21 protein-coding genes are annotated in these 20,592 nt (G+C 60.9%); 14 read left to right on the top strand and 7 right to left on the bottom strand.

Annotation, left to right across the window (positions count from 1 at the left end):
- The first annotated feature begins 22 nt into the window (after positions 1-22).
- Positions 23-358 carry a Grx4 family monothiol glutaredoxin gene (gene grxD / locus NVV72_15290; protein ID MCR6660636.1) on the top strand — a complete coding sequence of 112 codons (336 nt, stop codon included), beginning with the start codon at positions 23-25 and terminating at the stop codon, positions 356-358.
- Positions 359-460: 102 nt separating this feature from the next.
- Here grxD and rpsD read toward each other — a convergent pair whose 3' ends face one another.
- Positions 461-1,078 (bottom strand): 30S ribosomal protein S4, encoded by a 618-nt coding sequence (gene rpsD / locus NVV72_15285; GenBank protein MCR6660635.1) that lies wholly within the window; start codon positions 1,076-1,078, stop codon positions 461-463.
- A 245-nt stretch (positions 1,079-1,323) separates the two neighbouring features.
- Here rpsD and NVV72_15280 point away from each other — a divergent pair, with 245 nt between their 5' ends.
- From NVV72_15280 to NVV72_15260, 5 genes are all read left to right on the top strand, one after another.
- The gene (locus NVV72_15280; GenBank protein MCR6660634.1) at positions 1,324-2,631 is read left to right on the top strand and encodes a ferritin-like protein; all 1,308 of its coding nucleotides are present in this window, start codon (positions 1,324-1,326) and stop codon (positions 2,629-2,631) included.
- Positions 2,603-3,304 carry a CDGSH iron-sulfur domain-containing protein gene (locus NVV72_15275; protein MCR6660633.1) on the top strand — a complete coding sequence of 234 codons (702 nt, stop codon included), beginning with the start codon at positions 2,603-2,605 and terminating at the stop codon, positions 3,302-3,304. Before NVV72_15280 ends, NVV72_15275 begins: the two co-directional genes overlap by 29 nt.
- Before the next feature lie 91 nt (positions 3,305-3,395).
- Complete coding sequence (locus NVV72_15270; GenBank protein MCR6660632.1) at positions 3,396-4,403, top strand: cache domain-containing protein; 1,008 nt, start codon at positions 3,396-3,398, stop codon at positions 4,401-4,403.
- Entirely contained in the window at positions 4,358-4,645 is a 288-nt protein-coding gene (locus NVV72_15265) for a HAMP domain-containing protein (protein MCR6660631.1), read from the top strand. The genes NVV72_15270 and NVV72_15265 overlap by 46 nt, the downstream gene beginning before the upstream one ends.
- The gene (locus NVV72_15260) at positions 4,642-5,478 is read left to right on the top strand and encodes a methyl-accepting chemotaxis protein (GenBank protein ID MCR6660630.1); all 837 of its coding nucleotides are present in this window, start codon (positions 4,642-4,644) and stop codon (positions 5,476-5,478) included. Before NVV72_15265 ends, NVV72_15260 begins: the two co-directional genes overlap by 4 nt.
- On the opposite strand, the gene NVV72_15255 is transcribed toward NVV72_15260, so the two are convergent.
- Together NVV72_15255 and NVV72_15250 are read right to left on the bottom strand one after the other, a co-directional pair.
- On the bottom strand, positions 5,479-6,756 hold the full coding sequence (locus NVV72_15255; GenBank protein ID MCR6660629.1) for a hemolysin family protein: 1,278 nt from the start codon (positions 6,754-6,756) through the stop codon (positions 5,479-5,481).
- A gap of 275 nt (positions 6,757-7,031) precedes the next feature.
- Positions 7,032-7,622 (bottom strand): hypothetical protein, encoded by a 591-nt coding sequence (locus NVV72_15250; protein MCR6660628.1) that lies wholly within the window; start codon positions 7,620-7,622, stop codon positions 7,032-7,034.
- A 187-nt stretch (positions 7,623-7,809) separates the two neighbouring features.
- On the opposite strand from NVV72_15250, the gene NVV72_15245 reads away from it, so the two are divergent.
- A complete protein-coding gene (locus NVV72_15245; GenBank protein ID MCR6660627.1) occupies positions 7,810-8,730 on the top strand; it encodes a DNA methyltransferase in 921 nt (306 codons plus the stop codon).
- On the opposite strand, the gene NVV72_15240 is transcribed toward NVV72_15245, so the two are convergent.
- The 3 genes from NVV72_15240 to NVV72_15230 all read right to left on the bottom strand — a co-directional run bounded on the left by NVV72_15240 (position 8,727) and on the right by NVV72_15230 (position 11,839).
- Positions 8,727-9,335 (bottom strand): hypothetical protein, encoded by a 609-nt coding sequence (locus NVV72_15240; GenBank protein MCR6660626.1) that lies wholly within the window; start codon positions 9,333-9,335, stop codon positions 8,727-8,729. The genes NVV72_15245 and NVV72_15240 overlap by 4 nt on opposite strands.
- Positions 9,336-9,676: 341 nt before the next feature.
- Positions 9,677-10,519 carry an S-formylglutathione hydrolase gene (fghA, locus tag NVV72_15235; protein MCR6660625.1) on the bottom strand — a complete coding sequence of 281 codons (843 nt, stop codon included), beginning with the start codon at positions 10,517-10,519 and terminating at the stop codon, positions 9,677-9,679.
- A 210-nt stretch (positions 10,520-10,729) separates the two neighbouring features.
- Entirely contained in the window at positions 10,730-11,839 is a 1,110-nt protein-coding gene (locus NVV72_15230) for an S-(hydroxymethyl)glutathione dehydrogenase/class III alcohol dehydrogenase (protein ID MCR6660624.1), read from the bottom strand.
- A 250-nt stretch (positions 11,840-12,089) separates the two neighbouring features.
- On the opposite strand from NVV72_15230, the gene NVV72_15225 reads away from it, so the two are divergent.
- Positions 12,090-13,316, top strand: a complete 1,227-nt coding sequence (locus NVV72_15225) for a HAMP domain-containing protein (protein ID MCR6660623.1) — start codon at positions 12,090-12,092, stop codon at positions 13,314-13,316.
- Between the two features lie 7 nt (positions 13,317-13,323).
- The gene (locus NVV72_15220) at positions 13,324-13,764 is read left to right on the top strand and encodes a methyl-accepting chemotaxis protein (GenBank protein MCR6660622.1); all 441 of its coding nucleotides are present in this window, start codon (positions 13,324-13,326) and stop codon (positions 13,762-13,764) included.
- A 49-nt stretch (positions 13,765-13,813) separates the two neighbouring features.
- Here the strand turns inward: NVV72_15220 and NVV72_15215 are convergent, their stop codons facing one another.
- Entirely contained in the window at positions 13,814-14,419 is a 606-nt protein-coding gene (locus NVV72_15215) for a hypothetical protein (protein MCR6660621.1), read from the bottom strand.
- A gap of 179 nt (positions 14,420-14,598) precedes the next feature.
- On the opposite strand from NVV72_15215, the gene NVV72_15210 reads away from it, so the two are divergent.
- From NVV72_15210 to NVV72_15190, 5 genes are all read left to right on the top strand, one after another.
- Positions 14,599-15,171, top strand: a complete 573-nt coding sequence (locus tag NVV72_15210) for a hypothetical protein (protein ID MCR6660620.1) — start codon at positions 14,599-14,601, stop codon at positions 15,169-15,171.
- Entirely contained in the window at positions 15,119-15,442 is a 324-nt protein-coding gene (locus tag NVV72_15205) for a hypothetical protein (protein ID MCR6660619.1), read from the top strand. The genes NVV72_15210 and NVV72_15205 overlap by 53 nt, the downstream gene beginning before the upstream one ends.
- The gene (locus tag NVV72_15200) at positions 15,420-16,946 is read left to right on the top strand and encodes a DUF5110 domain-containing protein (protein ID MCR6660618.1); all 1,527 of its coding nucleotides are present in this window, start codon (positions 15,420-15,422) and stop codon (positions 16,944-16,946) included. Before NVV72_15205 ends, NVV72_15200 begins: the two co-directional genes overlap by 23 nt.
- A gap of 70 nt (positions 16,947-17,016) precedes the next feature.
- The gene (locus tag NVV72_15195) at positions 17,017-18,498 is read left to right on the top strand and encodes a carboxylesterase family protein (GenBank protein MCR6660617.1); all 1,482 of its coding nucleotides are present in this window, start codon (positions 17,017-17,019) and stop codon (positions 18,496-18,498) included.
- 70 nt (positions 18,499-18,568) lie between these two features.
- Positions 18,569-20,584, top strand: a complete 2,016-nt coding sequence (locus NVV72_15190; GenBank protein MCR6660616.1) for a phospholipase C, phosphocholine-specific — start codon at positions 18,569-18,571, stop codon at positions 20,582-20,584.
- Positions 20,585-20,592: the final 8 nt, after the last annotated feature.

Here is a 20,592-nt window from a genome sequence, read left to right as displayed (position 1 = left end):
AGCCATTTTAGGAGAGCGTATCGTGAGCGCAGAGTCTGACGTCAACACCTTCATCGACACCACCATCAAGGGACACGACATCGTCCTCTTCATGAAGGGCACGCCCGACCAGCCGCGTTGCGGCTTCTCCTCACTCGTCGTGCAGGTGCTCGATCACCTGGGCGCTCAGTATATCGGCGTCGATGTGCTCCAGGACAATGACCTGCGCGAAGGCATCAAGACCTATTCCGACTGGCCGACCATACCGCAGCTCTACATCAAGGGGGAATTCATCGGCGGCGCCGACATCGTCCGCGAGATGTTCCAGTCGGGCGAACTGAAGACAGCCCTGGCTGATCAGGGCCTGATCGAGGCTTGATCCAACATGTTAAACGGCTGCTCTGGCGGCCGTTTTTTTTATGCCAGCAAAAAACCCCGGAAGATCGCTCTTCCGGGGTTTAATTCTACATCGTCGTTCGGATTACGAGGAGTAATATTCGACGATCAGGTTCGGTTCCATCTTGACCGGGTACGGCACTTCGGCCAGTTCCGGCATACGGACGAAACGAGCCTTCATGCCCTTGGCGTCCAGTTCGATGTAGTCCGGCACGTCGCGCTCAGGCGATTGCAGGGCTTCGAGAACCAGGGCCATGTTGCGCGAACGCTCACGGACTTCGATCACGTCTTCCGCCTTCACGCGGTAGGAAGCAATGTTGACGCGCTTGCCATTGACCAGGACGTGGCCGTGGTTGACGAACTGACGGGCCGCCCAGACGGTCGGCACGAACTTGGCGCGGTAGACGACGGCGTCCAGGCGCGATTCCAGCAGGCCCACCAGGTTTTCCGAGGTGTTGCCCTTACGGCGATCGGCCTCTTCGTAGGTGCGCAGGAACTGCTTTTCGGTGATGTTACCGTAGTAACCCTTCAGCTTCTGCTTGGCGCGGAGCTGGGTGCCGAAATCGGAGATCTTGGACTTGCGGCGCTGACCGTGCTGGCCGGGGCCATAGGAGCGCTTGTTGACGGGGGACTTGGGACGGCCCCAAAGGTTTTCACCCATGACGCGGTCGAGCTTGTACTTGGCGCTGTGGCGCTTCGACATATCGTACCTTCGATATCTAACCCTGACCGGCTTCCCGCGAGAGTGCGGAAGGCGATTGCAACGGCGGCTCAGGATCAACCCGTAGTAAGCCCCAGGCCAGTGGCCGGGACTTGAAGTGGCGGCTTATGTCGGAAAGGTGAGCGGGAGTCAAGCGCCATAAGGCGTTTTAATCGCAATCAAGGCTTGCGCCCCGCAGGGGAGCAGACTTAACTGATATGTCCTTACATGCAAGACTGGAGCTATCCATGCCGGCAGATACCTCCGTTTCCGAGCCCGTTATCGATGTCCGCACCCGCGAGGAACTGATCTTCCTGCTGGCCGAGGCGGCGGAAATCGAGCACAACCTGATGTGCTGCTATCTCTTCGCGGCCTTTTCCCTGAAAACCGAAGCCGACGGCCTGACACCCGAACAGGCGAAAGTGGTGGCCGGCTGGCGGCGCGACATCATTGCCATCGCCGTGGAGGAAATGGGTCATCTGGCCCTGGTCGCCAATATTACCATCGCGGTTGGCGGCACGCCGCACTTCGGCCGGCCGAACTTCCCCATCGCCGCCGGTTATCATCCCTCCGGCGTGGTGGTCGAACTGCACCCCTTCAACAAGTCGACACTCGATCACTTTATCTATCTCGAACGCCCCGAAGGCGACACCCGGCCCGATGGCGCCGGTTTCGAGGCCGTAAAGCAGACCTATGACCGCAATATGGATGGCGTCCGCCTGATGCCGAACGGCCAGGACTACGCCACGGTTGGCCATCTCTATCGCGGGATCCGCAAGGGACTGGCCGATCTCAGCGCCCGGCTGGGCGAGGAACACCTGTTCATCGGCGATATGTCGCTCCAGGTTGGCCCGGACCTGACACCCCTGCCCGGCCTGAAGATCGTCAAGTGCCTGAAGACGGCGCTGGCCGCCTGCGACACCATTGTCGACCAGGGCGAAGGCGCCGCCGGTGACAATGCGCGTTCGCACTATAACCGCTTCATGGCCATGTGCGACGCCTACCACCAGATGGAGGCCGCCGATCCGGCTTTTGCACCGTCTCGTCCGGTGGCGAAGAACCCGCTGATGCGCAAGGGCCCGGAACGCAGCGATGCCGTATGGGTCGATGCGCCGGAAGCCGCGGCGGTAATGGACCTGGCCAACGCCATCTATAACGTGATGCTGCGCGCGCTTTCCCAGGGCTTTGCCGACAATGACCCGGTGCGCAAGCGCGTCTTCATCGATGTCTCGATCGACGGCATGTACGCCCTGTCGCCCGTGGCCGAACACCTGACGCGCCTGAAGGCATCGACAACCGTGCCGGATGTCACGGCGGGGATGAGCTTCGCCACCCTGCGCGACGTAACGCCCCTGCCCGATGGCAAGCCTTCGCTGCGGTTCATCGCCGAGCGGCTGGAAGAACTGTCCGAAGGCGCGCGCAAGGCGCTGCACGGAGAGCTTGCCGAAGGGACCGCCAGCCGGCTGGCGACGCTGGCAAAGAAACTGCGCGATATACATGCGCCGACACTGAAGGAAAAAAACCGTCATGGCCGAACCACAACCCGGAAAAGCTGAGACCAAAGGGTATGAGAACGGCCAGGCGCCGACGGTAGAATATGCCGAGGGCAAGGAGGTGATTATTGAATTCGAGGCGAAGCGCTGCATTCATGCCCGTTTCTGCGTGCTGCAACAGCCCGGCGTCTTCAAGGCCAATGTGGTGGGGCCGTGGATAGCCCCCGATGACGCCGACTGCGCCGACAATCTGGTGGCCACGGCGCAGAACTGTCCTTCAGGCGCCATCCAGTATAAACGCAAGGATGGCCGGCCACAGGAACTGCCGCCTTTGGTCAACCTGATCCAGGTCCGCGAAAACGGCCCGAATGCCTTTCGCGGTGAACTCACCCTCGATGGCCAACCGATCGGCTACCGCGCCACGCTTTGCCGGTGTGGCCGCTCGAAGAACAAGCCTTTTTGCGACCAGTCACACAAGGAAGGCAACGATCCCTTCCTGGCCACGGGCGAACCGGAAACCGGCGACGTGACCGCGCTGGAGGTGCGCAATGGCCCCGTCAATATCAATCCGCAAAAGAACGGCCCCTTGCGCCTTTCCGGTAATCTGGAAGTGCTGAGCGGCACCGGTCGGACCATCCGCAAGGCGCAGGCGCTCCAGCTCTGCCGCTGCGGACATTCCGGCAACAAACCCTATTGTGACGGCAGCCATGCGCGGGTGGGTTTTATCAGTGAGTAGCTTTGCGTGAATTGGATAATGGTTAACACTTAAGCAACCGATTCTATCCACAGTCCAGCCCTGACCATGTGTATCAGTTCAGGGGTTGTCTATGTTGTCTCGCTCTCTGCCGGTGAAAATCGCGCTGATTTCCGCTGCCGCGCTCGCGCTCGTTTTTGGCACCAGCAGTTTCATATTATCGCAGGGCACCAGTCACAGCCTCACCCGCCAGACCGATGCGCTCCAGGCCGATGTGGCCGAAAAGGAAGCCAATACGGTCCGCAACCGGCTCGACCAGGCCGCCACTGTCGCCGATGATATCGCCGCCAGCGCTTTGGCCATCAAATCGACCGGCCTGACCGAAAGATCGGCGCAGGACGCCCTGCTGAAAGCCCTGCTGGAAAAGCACCCCGACATTCTCGGCACCTATACGGCATGGGAGCCCAATGCACTGGACGGCAAGGACGCCCAGTTCGCCGGTACGCCCGGTCATGACGCCTCCGGCCGCTACGTGCCCTACTGGAATCGCGGCACTGGCAGCGTGATCCGTGAAATCCTTCTCGATTATGACAAGCCCGGCGCTGGCGATTATTATTTGCGCCCCAAAAACGAAGGCCGGGCCGTCGCCATGGAGCCTTACGTCTATCCGATCGCCGGCAAGGACGTGCTGATGACCTCCTTCACGCGGCCGCTGACCATTGACGGCCAGTTCGTCGGCATTGCCGGGGTGGATGTCGATCTCGGCTCGATCAATACCGAGCTAGGCGCCATCAAGCCCTTCGATACCGGCCTCGTGGCACTGATCACCAAGGGCGGACTGGTCGTCAGCTATCCGAACGCCAAGGCGGCGGGCAAGGCGATCAAGGATTTCGACGCCGGCACCGCCGAGGCCGCCGCAAAGGCCATCGCTTCCAAAAAGACCGTGAAATTCGACGCCAAGGGGCCGGACGGCAAGCCCTCGGCGCTATCTCGCCTCGCCGATCGCCGCCGCCGGCACCGCGGATACCTGGGCGGTCGTCGTCCAGGTGCCGGTCGCCACGCTCAACGCCCAGTGTCGATCACAATAACCGCTTCATGCTGGGCATTTCGCTGCTGTGCATCCTCGTCTCGGCCGGCCTGATCTTCTTTGTCCTCTATTCACTGGTCGGCAAGCCGCTCAACAGTCTCAAGGGCAGTTTCGACAAGATGGCTGGCGGCGACCATAATGCCGATGTACCGGAAGCCCGCCGCATCGACGAAATCGGCCTGATCGGCAAGGCGGTCATGGCCTTCCGTGAAGGCCTGCGCACCAAGGCCCACGCCGAATCCGAAGCCGAAATTCAGCGTCAGGCCCGGCCGAGCGCGAACGTCACCAGGCCATGAGCGCGCTTGCCGCCGAATTCGAGCGCTCGGTCGGTTCGATCGTCAAGGCGGTCGGGGAAGCCTCCGGCGAGATGAAAACTTCCGCCGAGGCGCTGAACGCCATTGCCTCGCGCACCTCCGGCCAGACCACCTCCATCGCTTCGGCCACCGAACAGGCCGCCACCAATGTCCGCACCGTGGCCGCCGCTTCGGAAGAACTGTCAAGCTCGATCCATGAGATCACCTCGAAGGCGCAGATGTCTTCCACCATTGCCCAGCAGGCGGTCGAACAGGCCAACCTCTCCGATGCCCGCATCCGCGACCTGGAAGCCGCTGCCGGCAAGGTCGGCGAAGTGGTCAACCTGATCCAGGCCATCGCCCAGCAGACCAACCTGCTGGCCCTCAACGCCACCATCGAAGCCGCCCGCGCCGGTGACGCCGGCAAGGGCTTCGCCGTGGTCGCCACCGAAGTGAAGACTCTCGCCGCCCAGACCGCCAAGGCGACCGAGGACATCAGCTCGCACATCGGCACCATTCAATCGGCCACCAGCGGCACGGTCGAGGCCATCCAGTCGATCCGCGCCACCATCGACGAGATGAACCAAATCGCCCAGGCCATCACGATCAACATGGAACAACAGGGCGCGGCCACCGCCGATATCGCCCGCAATGTACACGAGGCAGCGCAAGGCACGGACGAGGTTGCCAGCCACGTTCATGCCATGGCCGAGGCCACGCAGGAAACCGGTCATGCCTCTAACCTGGCGCTGGATACGGCCTCGCGGCTGGTCGAGCAATCCGCCCAGATGCGCGAGCAGATCACGCAGTTCGTGGCCCGGGTCCGGGCCGGCTGATCAGCTATTGTGGAACAGGAGCTTGTCGATGCGGCGTTCGTCCATATCGACAATCTCTACCCGGAAGCGCCCCAGGGTGACGATCTCGCCCTCCTTCGGGAAGCGCCCCAGCTTGTAGAGGATCAGGCCGGCGACGGTATGATAGCCGCTGCCGGTCTCGAAATCCTCGCCGATGGCATCACCCAGTTCGACCAGATCGGCGCGGCCATCAACCAGGAACGACCCGTCCTCACGGCGTACGATCATCAGGCGGTCGTCGTCATGGCCCTCATTGAGGTCGCCGGCGATCATTTCCAGCAGGTCGGTCGGCGTCAGCACGCCCTCGAACCCGCCATACTCATTGATCACGAACGCCATATGGAGCTTCGATTCCTTGAAGCGTTCCAGCGCCACCAGCAATGAGGTGGTGACGGGAATATAGATCGGCTCGTGCGTCATGGCGGCCAGGTCGAGCGGCTTGTCGGCCAGCAGGGCATCGGCGATGTCGCGCTTGTGCGCCACGCCGACCGGCTCTTCCATGTCCTGGCCGCGCACGACGACAAAGCGCGAATACGGACAATCGCGGATCTGGCTGATGACATCCGCCTCGTCGATCGACACGCGATAGACCTCGGTGCGCGGCGTCATGGCCACGCGCACAGTGCGGTCGCCCAGGCGCATCACCTCGGTCATCATCTGCTTTTCGCCGGGCTCGATCAGGCCGGCGCCCATGCCCTCGGCCAGGGTGGTTTCGACCTCTTCCTGGGTGATGGCCTCGCCCTTTTCATCGCGGATGCCCATCAGTTTCAACACCAACGAGGTCGAGCCGGTCAGCAGGCTGACAAACGGCCCAAGAACCAGCGACATCAGGTTCAGCGGCCGCGCCACCACACCGGCGATGCGTTCCGGGAACAGCATGGCCAGGCGCTTGGGCACCAGCTCGCCGACGATCAGCGACAGATAGGTCAGGACGACGACGACAATGCCGGTCGATATGGCTTCCGAATACGGCATCAGAAGGGGAATGGTATTGATCAGCTTGTCGAGTTCGCCCGCCACGGTGGCCTGGCCATAGGCGCCGGCCAGAATGCCGATCAGGGTAATGCCAACCTGGACGGCGGACAGGAAGCGGTTGGGGTCATTGGCCAGTTTGAGCGCTTCGGCGGCGCCTTTGTCGCCGCGTTCGGCGCGACTTTGCAATTTGGGGCGTTTGGAGGAGACCACGGCCAGTTCGGACATGGAAAAGATGCCGTTCAGCACCACAAGGAGCAGGACAACGGCACCAGCAAAGAGCAGCATGGGGGAGGAGATCCGGACGAGACCTTACGCGGTCACGGATTCAGGCTAACGGGCTTAGCCCTTATTAGCAATGGACAGGCTTTGACATCTGCGTGATTGCAGGCAAATCATACCTCCCTCTCCCCATGACGATGGGGAGAGGACGACGCGCAAGGCGAAGCCGCAGATCGTCGGGTGAGGGGCTTATGTCCACTTGAAAATGCCCCTCCCCGGTCGCCTTCGCTGCGCTCGCCTCCCGTCCTCTCCCCGCTGCGCAGGGAGAGGGGAAGTAAATACTAACCGGAAGGTGGCGGCGGTCCGTGAAACGGCGGGCGCGATATTTGCGCCGGTTTCGTCGTTGCCCGCGTTTGCAAGGCCAGTTCGGCGTTGGCCGCTTCGAAATCGTCGGTCAGGTCGGTATAGGTGACTTTCTGCCAGGACGGCGGGCTATTCAGAGGCACGACCGCGACTTTGTCCGGCGTGGCAGGTTTTTGCGGGCGGGCCGGCGCCTGAGGCACGATCTTTGTGGCATTTTGAGTGACCTTTTGTGCCGCCTCCCACCACGGCCCCAGATGCTGGCGGCGCTCCTCGCCCCATTTCAGCGTACTGGCCAGGGAGACCTGTGCCTTGATCGCTTCTTCTTCATGGGTGGCGCGCTCGGCGTATACCTTGCGCGGCTCCGGCTTCTGGCGCTCGGCGCGGTCGCAGCGGCTATATACGCGTTCGATCACGGCGGCGGTCCGCACGGCCTTCTCTATGCCCGGCAGGTCTTCGGGATCGTCCATGGCCGTGACTTTTAGCAGCATCCGATCGGCAAAGGCGCGCAGGAGCTTGCGCCGCTCGTCCGGGGTGAGTTGTGCCTGTGCTGTGTGGTCATCCTGAGACATCCGAATAGGATGCAGCAGGAATTTGGCAGGGGAATAGATTTGGGTAATCTGGCTGTAGCAAATCACACATTTGATATCATGTCACCGTAATACCGGCGCTGCATGTGCACAGCGCAAGAGTTTCTGAATTGTTCTTGCGCCGGAATCGCGTCAGTCGTATCGTTCACCATCATCAGAGGGACGCGAAGTGTACGACGCACAAGAGGAATTTGCCTTCGACCGCGAAAGCGGTGAGGAGGTCCCCGCCGTTAGCGGCGTGTATAATCTCGTGCGCGCAAACTCACTTGAATGGATGAGGTCGCAGCCTGCGAACTCGGTCCACGCCATTGTCACAGACCCGCCCTACGGACTGAAAGAATATACGGATAAAGAGACGACAAAGCTGCGTAACGGGAACAAAGGCGGTGTGTGGCGTATTCCCCCGACGCTTGGGGGCGCCCAACGTGCCCCTCTACCTCGCTTCACCGTTCTAACCGAAACAGACCAGCGCCAATTAAGGGAATTTTTCGCAGACTTCGCCGGAGCGGCCCGCCATATCTTGGTGCCGGGTGGACATATCATCGTAGCGGCAAACCCGCTTTTGTCTCACGTTCTCTTCATGCCTCTAGTAGAGGCGGGATTTGAGAAGCGTGGGGAGATTATTCGCCTAGTGCAAACTCTACGGGGCGGCGACCGTCCAAAGGGGGCCGAAAAGGACTTCCCTGATGTATCGGTAATGCCCAAGTCGCAGTGGGAGCCCTGGGGACTTTTCCGCAAGCCTTGTGAAGGCAGGGTGCATGAAAATCTTCGCAAATGGGGTACTGGTGGTTTGCGTCGTATCTCGCACGACCTGCCTTTCGGTGATGTAATCAAGTCGGCTCCGACCCGTTCTGAAGAGCGCAGCCTCTCCAACCACCCTTCCCTCAAACCACAAGCGCTTATGCGTCAGTTGGTGCGCGCGTCTTTGCCGCTTGGCACTGGCGTGGTACTTGATCCATTCATGGGTGGTGGTTCGACCATAGCGGCCGCCCTCTCGGTGGGCTATCAAAGCATCGGCGTCGAACGCGATAAGCAATACTTTGATATTGCCCAAGCGGGCATTCCAAAACTGGCGCGTCTTAGAGTCTAAGGTGCCTGGTAAATCCAGTTCGACATCATCTTGGCGTAACCGCTCGGTCTAACGGTCGCGGTGATGGTGCGTCGGCTAGTCTCAGACCGCCCGGCAAATTGCCAGTCGCTTTCCTCCAACTGCGCTGCACACACCTTCAAGAATCGAAATGGTTTGGGGGCGATGCCTTTGGCTTCATCGGTCGGCCGTCCTGACTCATAGCAGAAGACCATAAGAAAGCACTCCTCGGCATTGTGACCTTGCCAACCGGAGAGGTACCTACTGCCTTTGATTTCGATACCCTCGATGCCATGCTGGCACATATTCTTTGGAAACATGCCTGCTGGTACAAGATCGGGGTGCCCATTATGATAGGCATTCTTTACTATCGACGGACAAAACTTGGGTATCGTGCTGGACATGAACTCGCCAACGATGCTGCTGAAATTAGCAGGCATTAGCATGGTCTCCAGTGGCTTTATCTCTCTTGTCTCTAGCTGATCGTTTAGGAAGCCAACGAAATCAAGAAACTCGTCCATTGCCTGCATAATGTGAGTGACGTTCACACCAAAGGGTAGTTGAGCTTTTTGATTGAAGTGTTTTTTATCAAGAACAGCTAATGGCATTCGGCATCCCCTGTACACCTGCCGCAATAGCCCGATTCTCTCCTGCTGGAACCGTTGCAACCCCAAGAAAACAGGCTCCCTGAGGCGCCCCTAGATTGCTAGACACTCCGTGCCTTCAAAATGCGCTGTCTGAGGAATTCGGGTGACACGATATCAATTGCGTAATTGCAACCAAAGAAAGTCAGATACCCCACCAACACATCTAGCCGCTTCGCGTCGTCGTCTTACGCTTGCCTAGACTATATCTCGCCATCGCTCACCGGGCCTCCCCGACAAGTCGGGGAGGTATAATCAAGGCGAGAGGATAATCAGTTCCGAATTTTACTCACACCATAATGAGATCACCGCAGCCGCGCGCCGTGAAAGGCTATATGGTCGTCGATAAAGCTCTGGATGAAGTAATAGCTGTGATCGTAACCTTCATGATAGCGCATGGTCAGTTTCTGGCCGGCGGTGGCGGCGGCCTGTTCGAGCAGGTCGGGCATCAGTTGATTTTCAAGGAAGGGATCGCTTAGGCCCTGATCGACGAGAATATCATCAAACGGTGCGGCCATGCCCTTGGCCATCAGGATAGCGGCGTCGTGGCGCTCCCAGGCATCGTGGTCATTGCCGAGATAGGCGGCGAAGGCCTTCTGGCCCCACGGGGCGCGGCTGGGTGATGAGATCGGGGCAAAGGCCGAGACCGATTTATAGAGATGCGGATGGTTCATCGCCAATGTGAGCGCGCCATGTCCGCCCATCGAATGGCCCAGTATGCCGCGTCGCTTCGGATCGGCCGGGAAATTGGCCTTGATGGCGGCGATCAGGTCCTGCGTGATATAGGTTTCCATCTGAAAGTTGGGCTTCCAGGGGACTTGGGTGGCGTCGACATAGAAGCCGGCGCCCTGCCCCAGATCGTGCGCTTCATCATCGGCGGCGGTGCCGCGCGGGCTGGTGTCGGGCGCGACAATGATCAGGCCCAGTTCGGACGCCTTGCGATAGGCGCCGGCCTTTTCGGTGAAGTTATTGGCGGTGCAGGTCAGACCCGACAGCCAGTAGAGCGCCGGGAACGGGGCGTCGGTGCGCTTTTCCGCCACGTCCGGCACGAAGACACTGGCGCTCATGCTCGATTGCGTGGCGGCGCTGTCATGACGGATGAAATAGAGAATGCCGTCATAGACGCGATGCTGGGAGACAAATTCCACTGAAAACATTCCTTGGCCCCTGTGATGTGGAACGGTCTGAGATATGGGCAGTATCTAAGACCGGCCGGGTCGCTTTTCAGTTTGATTTACGCGCACGGAAAGGCAAATTTCGGTAAAGAGCGGCGGAGGCGTAAAAAAGCCCCTCACCCGATCGCCTTCGCTATGCTCGGCTCTCGTCCTCTCCCCATTTTCATGGGGAGAGGGGAAGGTTTAGAACACCACCACGCTACGGATACTCTCACCGGCGTGCATCAGGTCGAAGGCCTCGTTGATGCGTTCCAGCGGCAGGGTGTGGGTGATCATCGGGTCGATCTCGATCTTGCCGTCCATGTACCAGTCGACGATCTTCGGCACATCGGTGCGGCCGCGCGCGCCGCCAAAGGCCGAGCCCTTCCAGACGCGGCCGGTGACCAACTGGAACGGACGGGTGGAGATTTCCTTGCCGGCTTCGGCCACGCCGATGACGATGCTCTCGCCCCAGCCGCGATGGCAGGCTTCCAGCGCCTGGCGCATGACCGTGGTGTTGCCGGTGCAATCGAAAGTGTAATCCGCACCGCCGCCGGTCAGCTCGACCAGATGAGCGACGATATCGCCGTCGATTTCCTTCGGATTGACGAAGTGGGTCATGCCGAAGCGCTCGCCCCATTCTTTCTTGTTGTTGTTGATATCGACCCCGACAATCTTGTCGGCGCCGACCATCTTCAGGCCCTGGATGACATTGAGGCCGATGCCGCCCGGGCCGAAGACCACGGCATTGGCGCCGGGCTCGACGCCGGCCGTATTGACCACGGCGCCGACGCCGGTGGTCACGCCGCAGCCGATATAGCACGCCTTGTCGAACGGGGCGTCGTCACGGATCTTGGCCAGGGCGATTTCCGGCAGGACGGTGTGGTTGGCGAAGGTGGAGCAGCCCATATAGTGATAGATCGGCTGACCCTTGTAGGAAAAGCGCGTCGTGCCGTCCGGCATCAGCCCCTTGCCTTGCGTGGCACGGATGGCGGTGCACAGGTTGGTCTTGCGCGACAGGCAGGATTTGCACTGGCGACATTCCGGCGTGTAGAGCGGGATAACGTGATCGCCGGGCTTCAGGGTGGTGACGCCCTCGCCCACTTCGAGCACCACGCCGGCGCCTTCATGGCCGAGAATGACCGGGAAGATGCCCTCCGAATCGAGGCCGTCGAGCGTGTAGGCGTCGGTATGGCAGATGCCGGTGGCCTTGATCTCGACCAGCACTTCGCCGTAGCGCGGCCCTTCCAGGTCGACCTCGACGATCTCCAGCGGCTGGTTGGCGGCAAAGGCGACGGCGGCGCGGGTTTTCATAGTCGGGACTCCTTAAATTCAGTGCGTCTTTGTGCGAAGCTTTGTAGCCTTTGACAAGAGACGAATGCGTTCTTTGCCGGGAATTATTGACGGCGGTTGACCTTAGGGAAGACCGCAAAGGCTTGCACACCTTAGGATAGCCATTTTTCGCAACGGCGAGACAATCCTCAAAAGCGACGGTTAGAGTCCATTAACCAGAGTCGGGGTAAAACTCCTTTATGATTCAGATGGATGAGTATTGGAGTACCACATGACCATCAAGGCGCGCATCCTTGCCCTCGTTGCCTGCTTCGCCCTCATGGCGGCGGCCATTACCGGCCTCGGGCTGATGACGATCAATGATTACAACCACATGCTGCAAAGTGCCGACCGGGCGCAGGACAACGCCTATAATGGCGAGCACCTCAACCGCCTGGTCACCGGCGTGGTCATGGATTCGCGCGGCGTCTACATGTCGAAGGATACCGCCGAAGCCTCCAAATTCGCCGATGGGGTCGACAAGCAACTGGACGATATCGACAGCCTGATGAAGTCCTGGAAAGCGGGCATGAAGGCGGGTGAACTGCCGGAATTCGCCGCGGTGGAAGCCAAGGCCAACGAATTCATCACCCTGCGCCGCGAACTGGCGCGCCTGGGGCGTGAGGCCACGCCGGCCGATGCCAGCGCGCTCGGCAATAACGATGCCAACCGCGAAAACCGCAAGGCCTTCCAGGCGACGATCGACGCCATGGTCAAGCACATCAAGAGCGATGTGACGGCTTCCAAGGCCGATATGGCCAAGTACAAGCAGACCCGCGTCTGGCAGTTCCTGCTGATGGCCGCAACGGGCACCCTCCTTCTGGTCGCCGCTTCTCTGTGGGTCGCTATCAAGTCGATTTCCCGCCCTCTGCACCACGTTACCGAAAGCGTCATGCGTATTTCCGAAGGCGCCTACGATACCGCCGTGCCGGAAGCCAAGGGCCGCGACGAGATTTCCTCGCTGTGGCGCTCGATCCGCACCCTGCGTGACCGGGCCGCGGAAGGCGAAACCCTGAAGGCGCATCAGCAGGAAGAGGAAATGCGCATCGCCGAGAACATGCGCGAGGAACGTAACCGCATCGCCAGCGAATTCGAGCAGAGCATGGGCGAACTGGCCCGCCGCTTCGCCGCCTCTTCGCGCACCGTCGCCGACTCGGCCAAAAGCCTGACCCATGCCGCTGATGATGCCGCCGCGCGGGTCGAGTCGGTCAATACCGCCGCCGTCGACGCCGCCAACAATGTCCAGAGCGTCGCCGCCGCCACCGAAGAACTGTCGGCCAGCGTCAATGAGATCAACGAGCAGGTGACCCGCACCTCGCAGGTCACCCGCACCGCCGTCGAGGAAGCCGCCAAGACGGAGGCCGCCATCCAGACCCTCAGCACGGCCGCCCAGCAGATCGGCGAGGTCATCAATCTTATCCAGGCCATCGCCGCCCAGACCAACCTCCTCGGCGCTTAACGCCACCATCGAATCCGCCCGTGCGGGTGACGCCGGCAAGGGCTTCGCGGTTGTCGCCTCCGAGGTCAAGCAACTGGCCCAGCAGACCGCCAAGGCGACCGATGAAATCCGCAGCAAGATCGGCGAGATCCAGTCGGCGACCAGCGAGACGGTTTCCAGCATCGATACGATTGTGCGTACCATCGAGCAGATCGGCGGTTTGACCACGGCGATTGCCGCCTCGGTCGAGCAGCAGGGCTATGCCACGCAGGAAATCGCCAGCAACACTAACCGCGCCGCCGACGGCACCCGTGAAGTCACCGGCCATATGGCGGGGGTTGGCGATGCCGCTCAGCAGACAGGTGAAGCCGCGCAATCGCTGCTCGGCCTGTCGTCCGATCTTGAAACCCGCTCGGAAGACCTCCAGCACGAGGTCATGGCCTTTGTCGGTCGTCTGCGCGCGGCTTAAGCTTTGAACATATGAGAAAGCCCGGTCAGTTCGCTGACCGGGCTTTCTTTTATATCAGCGCCAAATGAAACGCCTTTGCATAGCCGGCGATCCGGTCGGCGCAGTCGAGGCCGTTGATGATCCGGCGGGCATTTTTCCAGTCGGCGGTCCGGTTGCTGAGATAACGCCCCAGACCTACCCCACTAAACCAGCCACCGATCATGCCTTCATACAGGATACGCGCGGCAATCTCCGGCTCCAGTGCCCGTTCGGGATAGCTGAGCAGGTCTATGCCGATCAGACCGCCGATGCGCCGGTAATTATTGGCCCAAGTCAGTTGTACGTAGCCGCGCCCGCAATATTTGATGCCATCGCCGGGATGGAGGTTGCCGTTCGCTAACGCCATTGCCGCGCGCTTCGGATTGGGGCTCTGCGGATCGTACATATAGGTCAGGTAAACCGTCCCGCCCCGCTCGGTCACCGGCTGCATGGTAAAGCCGGTTTCGTGGTACGCGGTCGCCAGGGCATAGGCCAGACAGCGGATATCCTCACCCGAATGGCGCGTCTCCCATTGATCGAGCAGATAGGTCAACCCGTCCACGCGTCCGGGCAGCAGCTTACCGGCAAACAGCGTGGCGCGGACGCGGTCGAAAAAGGCTTTGCGGTCTATAGGCATGAGGGCTCCTGTAAAGCCTCAAGTCTACGGGCGGCGGTTTAGCCGGTGAAAACTTGCTGTTCCGGTTTTCATGCCCCTCTTTTTGTATGACCATTGGGCTTGACGAAAGCGTGCGCAAAGCTTAGCCGTGACGCAAATGATAACGTTGTCAGAAACGTTCGGACGATTGGGAGAAGATCATGCGTCACCTTTTAAAATCCGCCCTTTTCGGCGTGGCCTCGGCCCTGGCACTGGCCACGGCGGTATCCGCCGCCCCGATTTCCACGCTGGACCGCAATGGCGCTTACGTCTCGGTCGAAGCCTACGGCCCGAACATCGTCCACGTCACCATTGCCGTGGATAAGGCCGAGGTTTTGAAGGCCCCCGGCTACGGCATCCTGGCCGATCACGCCGATAACGGTGCCTTTAAGCAAAGCAACGACGCCAATGGCGACACCTTTGCATCTAATGGCCTGACCCTGCATGTCAATGCCGCACCGGCGCCGCATGTGCCGAGCCAGGGCGAGAAGTATTTCGCGCCGTCGCTGGCCCCGGTGGCCTTGCAAATCCAGAATGCCAAGGGCGAAACCGTTCTTTCCATGAATAGCTGGGAAATGTCGCCGCATGAGGTCAATGGCGAACAGACCTACCAGGTCGGCGCCGCCTTTGCCGCACCGGACGGCGAGCACTATTACGGCATGGGCCAGAACCGAGGAATCGATGAGCGATCTCGACCTGCGCGGCCGTGTGATCGACTGCGCCCACTGGTATGACGCTCCCGCCGGCGAGCAGGTCTGCGTCCCCTTCATGGTCTCCTCCAAAGGCTACGGCATCGTCTGGGACAACCCGTCGGCTACCCGTTTTGTCGGCGGCATAAATGGCCGACTCGGCTTCCAGTCCAAGGTCGGCGAACGCGTGTCCTTCTTCGTCATTACCGGTTCGACGCCGGAAGAGATTTACTCGGGCTATGCCCGCCTGACGAGGCAAGACGCCGATCCCGCCGAAATCGGCTTTCGGCCTGATCCAGTCCAAGGCGCGCTATGACAGCCAGGGCGAAATCCTGCGCGTCGCCAATACCTACCGCGAGAAGCAGTATCCGCTCGATATCATGGTGCTCGACTGGTTCTACTGGACGCGCATGGGCCAGATGGACATCAATCCGGCCGAGTTTCCCGATCCGGACGCCATGAACAAGCAACTGCACGATATGGGGATGCAGTCGATCGTCTCGATCTGGCCGCGCTACGAGACCGCCGGGCGTTATTTCAACGAACTGGACCACAAGGGCTTCCTGCTTAAAGACAAGGACGGCAAGACGGTCGATGGCCTGCCCTTCCGCTCCGATCGCACCGGCGGCCTGATCGATGCCACCAACCCAGACGCGCGCAAATGGTTCTGGGAACACGCCCGCGACAATATCCTCAGCCACGGCTTCGATTATCCGTGGCTGGACGAGACTGAGCCGGACCTGGTGCCGGACGGCAACTTCTTCTCCATCGGTTCCGGCGACCGCTACCATAACGTCTTCCCGCTGCTGCACGTCGAGGGCGTGGCACAGGGGATGCGCGAGTGGAAGCCGAACAAACGCGTGCTGATCCTGTCGCGTGCCGCTTACTTGGGTTCGCAGCGCACCGGCGCGTTGTTCTGGTCATCGGATATCAACCCGACCTGGGAAGCGCTGCAACGCCAGATCCCAACCGGCCTCAACATGACCGCATCGGGGATTGCGTATTGGGGCAATGATATCGGCGGCTGGCAATGGCTGCCGCAGACCACCAGCTTCACCGGCACGCCCCTGCTCGATCCGTCGGATGCGCGCGAGACGGTCGGCCAGAATAACGATTACCCGGAACTGTTCACCCGCTGGTTCGAGTACGGCACCTTCCTGCCGACCCTGCGCCTGCACGGCGACCGCAAGCACACCGAAATCTGGGCTTTCGGGAAAGAGGCCGAGGCGATCCTGGCCGATTACGACCGCCTGCGTTATCGGCTGATCCCGTATCTCTACTCTTCGGCCAAACAGACCTACGACACCGGCGCCCCCTTCATGCGTGCTTTGTGGATGGACTTCCCCAACGATCCGAACGTCGCCGATATCGGCACGCAATACATGTTCGGTCCGGCCTTCCTGGTGGCCCCGGTGACGAAACAGGGGCAGACGGAAAAGGACGTGTACCTGCCGGCCGGCGCCGACTGGTATAATTACTGGACCAACGAAAAAATGACTGGCGGCCAATGGGTCAAGGTGGCCGCGCCCATAAGACAGATCCCGGTGTTCGTGAAGGCCGGCTCGATCGTGCCCGTCGGCTCCGATATCCAGTCGACCGCTACGAAGCAGTCGATCACCGCGCTGAAAGTCTATCCCGGCATGGACGGGGAGTTTACGCTTTATGACGATGACGGCACATCGTATGACTACGAAAAGGGCAAGGGGGCAACGACCACCACCCTGCGCTGGAACGATGCCACGCAAAGCCTGACGGCCACCGGCAATGACAAGCCATTCGCCAAATCGGCGCCCTCACTGGTGCAGATTATCGGAAAATAAGGAGGGTATAGATATGCGGGTCCTGAGTAGCTTAGCCTGTCTGGGTCTCGCCTGTCTCGCGGCACCCGCATTGGCCGAGCCCACCCCGCCGGTTTCGGTAACCGGCGGGCAGATATCGGGCACGGATAATGGCGAAGTGCGCACCTGGTTTGGCGTACCCTTCGCCGCCCCGCCGGTCGGGGATCTGCGCTGGCGGCCGCCGCAGGCGGTCGTGCCGTGGTCGGGCGTTAAAGAGACCCGCGCCTTTTCACCTGCCTGCCGCCAGACCGTAGCCTGGATCAGCAACCCGCAGAGCGAGGACTGCCTCTATCTCAATATCTGGGCGCCCCAAAATACTAGAAAAAAGCAAGCCGAAAACCTGCCGGTCATCGTGTGGATACATGGCGGTGGTTATTTCGGCGGCACCGGCGCGCAACCGCTCTATGACGGCACCCGCCTGACGGAAAAGGGCGTGATCGTTGTTACGATCAATTACCGCCTCGGCGTGTTTGGTTTCCTGGCCACGCCTGAACTTTCCGCGGAATCGCCAGACCACGCGTCCGGCAATCAGGGGATCGAGGACCAGATCGCCGCGCTTCAATGGGTGAAGGCCAATATCGCGTCCTTTGGCGGAGATCCGGACCGCGTCACGATTATGGGCGAATCCGCCGGCGCCAATTCGGTGGCCGTGCTGATCGCGTCACCGGCCGCGAAGGGCCTGTTCCAGCGCGCGATCGCCGAAAGCGGCAATTACAGCGTGCCGCTGGACGCCAGTGAGAACGCCCGCGCCGATCGCAAAACGGCGGAGGCCGAGGGTGCCGCTTTCATGAAGGCGCAGGGCGCGGCCACTATCGCCGATCTGCGCCGCATGGATGCCGATACGCTGATCCGCCAGACGTGGGGGCCGCGCGTTATCGTCGATGGAGATGTGCTGCGCGAAGATATGACCACGACTTATCGCCACCACCGGCAAAACGATGTGCCGATCCTGGTCGGCTGGAATGCCGATGAAGGCATGGACCTGGCGCCGGAAATCCTCGGCACCGGCAATTTCAGCGCGGCCAACTACAAGGGGCTGGTGGAGAAGTTGCTCGGCCATGCGCCCTCCGATGCCCTGCTGGCCGCCTATCCGGGGACAACGGATACACAGGCCCATGCCGCGATCAACCAGTTGACCACCGACTGGTGGGGCTGGCGGATGTGGTACTGGACCTCCCTGCAAGCGAAGGGCGGGAAGCAAAAACCTTATCTCTATTACTTCGTTCATTCGCCGACCGAACCCGCGACGCCGTGCGGCTATGGCTGCCAGGCCGGGCATGGCGCGGAAATCCAGTACGTCTTTGACCAATTGGATAAAGACCCGCGGCCGTGGGGCGCTGAAGACCGGCAACTGGCCGACCGGCTGGCTACCTATTGGACGAATTTCGCCCGGACAGGCGATCCGAATGGCGCCGACCTGTCCAAATGGCAGGCGTTCGATGGCTCGGATGCGTCCGTTTTCCGCATCGGCACCGACGACGAGATCAAGCGGCGCGGCAAACTGCCGGATTTCAGGCTCTTCGGGATACCATAATCATCCGCCTTGATAAAACCGTCATGACTGGCTGATATGCCCCAAAAGAAAAGTCATCAGGGGTAATGCCATGTCCATCGATCGTCGTCGCTTTCTGCTGTCCAGCGTTCTGGCTTCAGCCCTTGGCACCCTGCCCGCCTCTATCGCCCGTGCGCTCGATATCCCCGCCGATAATCGCACCGGCACGATCATGGACGTGCAGCATGTCGTCATCCTGACGCAGGAAAACCGCGCCTTCGACCACTATTTTGGCACGCTCTCGGGGGTGCGCGGCTTTTCCGATCGCTTCCCGATCCCGACGGTCAATGGCACGGTGTGGTCGCAGCCGGACGAGCATGACAAGAAGCACCTGATCGCGCCTTTCCGCTTCAATACGGTGCAGGATTTCAAATATATGCGCGCGGAAGGCACGCCTCATAATTTCGTCAATGCGCAGGACGCCTGGGACCTGGGCCGACTGAATAACTGGCCGGGCGCCAAGCATAATCACAGCCTGGGCTATTTCACCCGCGAGGACATTCCTTTCCAGTTCGCCCTGGCCGAGGCCTTCACCATCTGCGACGCCTATCACTGCGCCATTCACGCCGGCACCAATCCGAACCGCCTGTTCATCTGGACCGGCACCAACGACCCCTCCGGCACGCACAATGGTCCGGCGATCGACAACGGCTATGACAACCTGAAATCCGACCCGCAGGGCCACGGCGGCTATGAGTGGGTCACCTATCCCGAACGCCTGACCGCTTCCGGCATAAGCTGGCAGATCTATCAGGATATGGACGACAACTTCACCGACAACCCCCTGGCCGGCTTCAAGCTCTACCGCATGGCCGACATGTCGAAATCAGCACCCTTGATGGAACTGGCGGCGCGGTCTTTGCGCACCCGCGCGCTCGACAAGCTGAAAGAGGACGTTCTGGCCGACACACTGCCGCAGGTGTCGTGGATCGTCGCCACGGCGGCAGGTTCCGAGCATCCCGGCCCGTCCTCGCCGGCTCAGGGCGCGGACTACACTGCCCAGGTGCTCGATGCCCTGACCGCCAACCCCGCCGTGTGGGCCAGGACCGTCTTCCTGATCAATTTCGACGAGAACGACGGCTATTTCGACCATATGCCGCCGCCTTCGGTGCCGGCCAAGCTGGACGGCGTCAGCTATGGCGAGAGCCAGGTCGATACCACCGGCGAATACCACAACGACAAGGACTGGAAGGACCGGCCCTATGGCCTCGGTCCGCGCGTCCCGCTCTATGTCATCTCACCTTGGAGCAAGGGCGGTTTCGTCAATTCGCAGGTCTTTGATCACACCTCGGTCATCCGCTTCCTGGAAACGCGCTTCGGCGTGCATGAGCCCAATATCAGCCCGTGGCGCCGCGCCGTCTGCGGCGACCTGACGACCTGTTTCGACTTCGCTACGCCGAACACCGACACTTTCTTCCAGGCCCTGCCTGAAACCACGGCTACGGCGGAACGCGCCCGCAAACTGAGCGGCCAGCCCACGCCAAAACCGCCCGCCGAGATCACGCCGCCGGTTCAGGAAAAGGGCCAGCGCCCGACGCGCCCCCTGCCCTACGCTTTTGAGGCCAATGCCGCCCCGAAACCCGGTTTTGTCGTCCTCGATCTGGCCAATCAAAGCCCTGATACGGCCGTCGTCTTCCATATCTACGATCGCCTGTCACCCGCATCGCCACCACGCCGCTATACGGTCAAGGCCGGCGGGCAACTGACGGCCCTGATCCCGGCGGATGAGACCTACGACCTGTGGCTCTACGCGCCGAATGGCTTCCACCGCCGCTTTTCCGGCAAGACCGCACAATCTATCCCGGCACAATGGCACGGCAACAGCCTGACCCTGATCGGTGATGGCCAGGTGATCCTCCGGGACGAAGCCTATGGCCAGCCGGAAAAGCGCATCACCTTATCCGCGGGGCAAGCGCAGACGCTGCCGGTCGAGCTGACGAGCCAGTGGTATGATATCAGCGTCAGCGGTGACGGTTTCAGCCATCGCTTCGCCGGTCATATCGAGACTGGCAAGCCCTCGATGACCGATCCGGCGCTGGGCGGCCCGGCCGTGATGAAGCTTGTCTGAGCCGGAGA

Origin of the sequence: Asticcacaulis sp. (genome assembly GCA_024707255.1) — a bacterium.
Classification (GTDB): Bacteria; Pseudomonadota; Alphaproteobacteria; order Caulobacterales; family Caulobacteraceae; genus Asticcacaulis.
The sequence above is the reverse complement of the archived record's forward strand: the minus strand, read 5'-3'. Positions and strand labels throughout refer to the sequence as shown.

Coding starts and splice junctions, on each gene's coding strand:
- NVV72_15260 (MCR6660630.1), top strand. CDS start 4,642: ATGAGCGCGCTTGCCGCCGAATTCGAGCGCTCGGTCGGTTCGATCGTC.
- NVV72_15190 (MCR6660616.1), top strand. CDS start 18,569: ATGTCCATCGATCGTCGTCGCTTTCTGCTGTCCAGCGTTCTGGCTTCA.
- NVV72_15210 (MCR6660620.1), top strand. CDS start 14,599: ATGCGTCACCTTTTAAAATCCGCCCTTTTCGGCGTGGCCTCGGCCCTG.
- NVV72_15215 (MCR6660621.1), bottom strand. CDS start 14,419: ATGCCTATAGACCGCAAAGCCTTTTTCGACCGCGTCCGCGCCACGCTG.
- NVV72_15265 (MCR6660631.1), top strand. CDS start 4,358: ATGCTGGGCATTTCGCTGCTGTGCATCCTCGTCTCGGCCGGCCTGATC.
- NVV72_15230 (MCR6660624.1), bottom strand. CDS start 11,839: ATGAAAACCCGCGCCGCCGTCGCCTTTGCCGCCAACCAGCCGCTGGAG.
- rpsD (MCR6660635.1), bottom strand. CDS start 1,078: ATGTCGAAGCGCCACAGCGCCAAGTACAAGCTCGACCGCGTCATGGGT.
- NVV72_15240 (MCR6660626.1), bottom strand. CDS start 9,335: ATGCCATTAGCTGTTCTTGATAAAAAACACTTCAATCAAAAAGCTCAA.
- NVV72_15255 (MCR6660629.1), bottom strand. CDS start 6,756: ATGCTGCTCTTTGCTGGTGCCGTTGTCCTGCTCCTTGTGGTGCTGAAC.
- NVV72_15270 (MCR6660632.1), top strand. CDS start 3,396: ATGTTGTCTCGCTCTCTGCCGGTGAAAATCGCGCTGATTTCCGCTGCC.
- NVV72_15275 (MCR6660633.1), top strand. CDS start 2,603: ATGGCCGAACCACAACCCGGAAAAGCTGAGACCAAAGGGTATGAGAAC.
- NVV72_15250 (MCR6660628.1), bottom strand. CDS start 7,622: ATGTCTCAGGATGACCACACAGCACAGGCACAACTCACCCCGGACGAG.
- NVV72_15225 (MCR6660623.1), top strand. CDS start 12,090: ATGACCATCAAGGCGCGCATCCTTGCCCTCGTTGCCTGCTTCGCCCTC.
- NVV72_15280 (MCR6660634.1), top strand. CDS start 1,324: ATGCCGGCAGATACCTCCGTTTCCGAGCCCGTTATCGATGTCCGCACC.
- NVV72_15205 (MCR6660619.1), top strand. CDS start 15,119: ATGAGCGATCTCGACCTGCGCGGCCGTGTGATCGACTGCGCCCACTGG.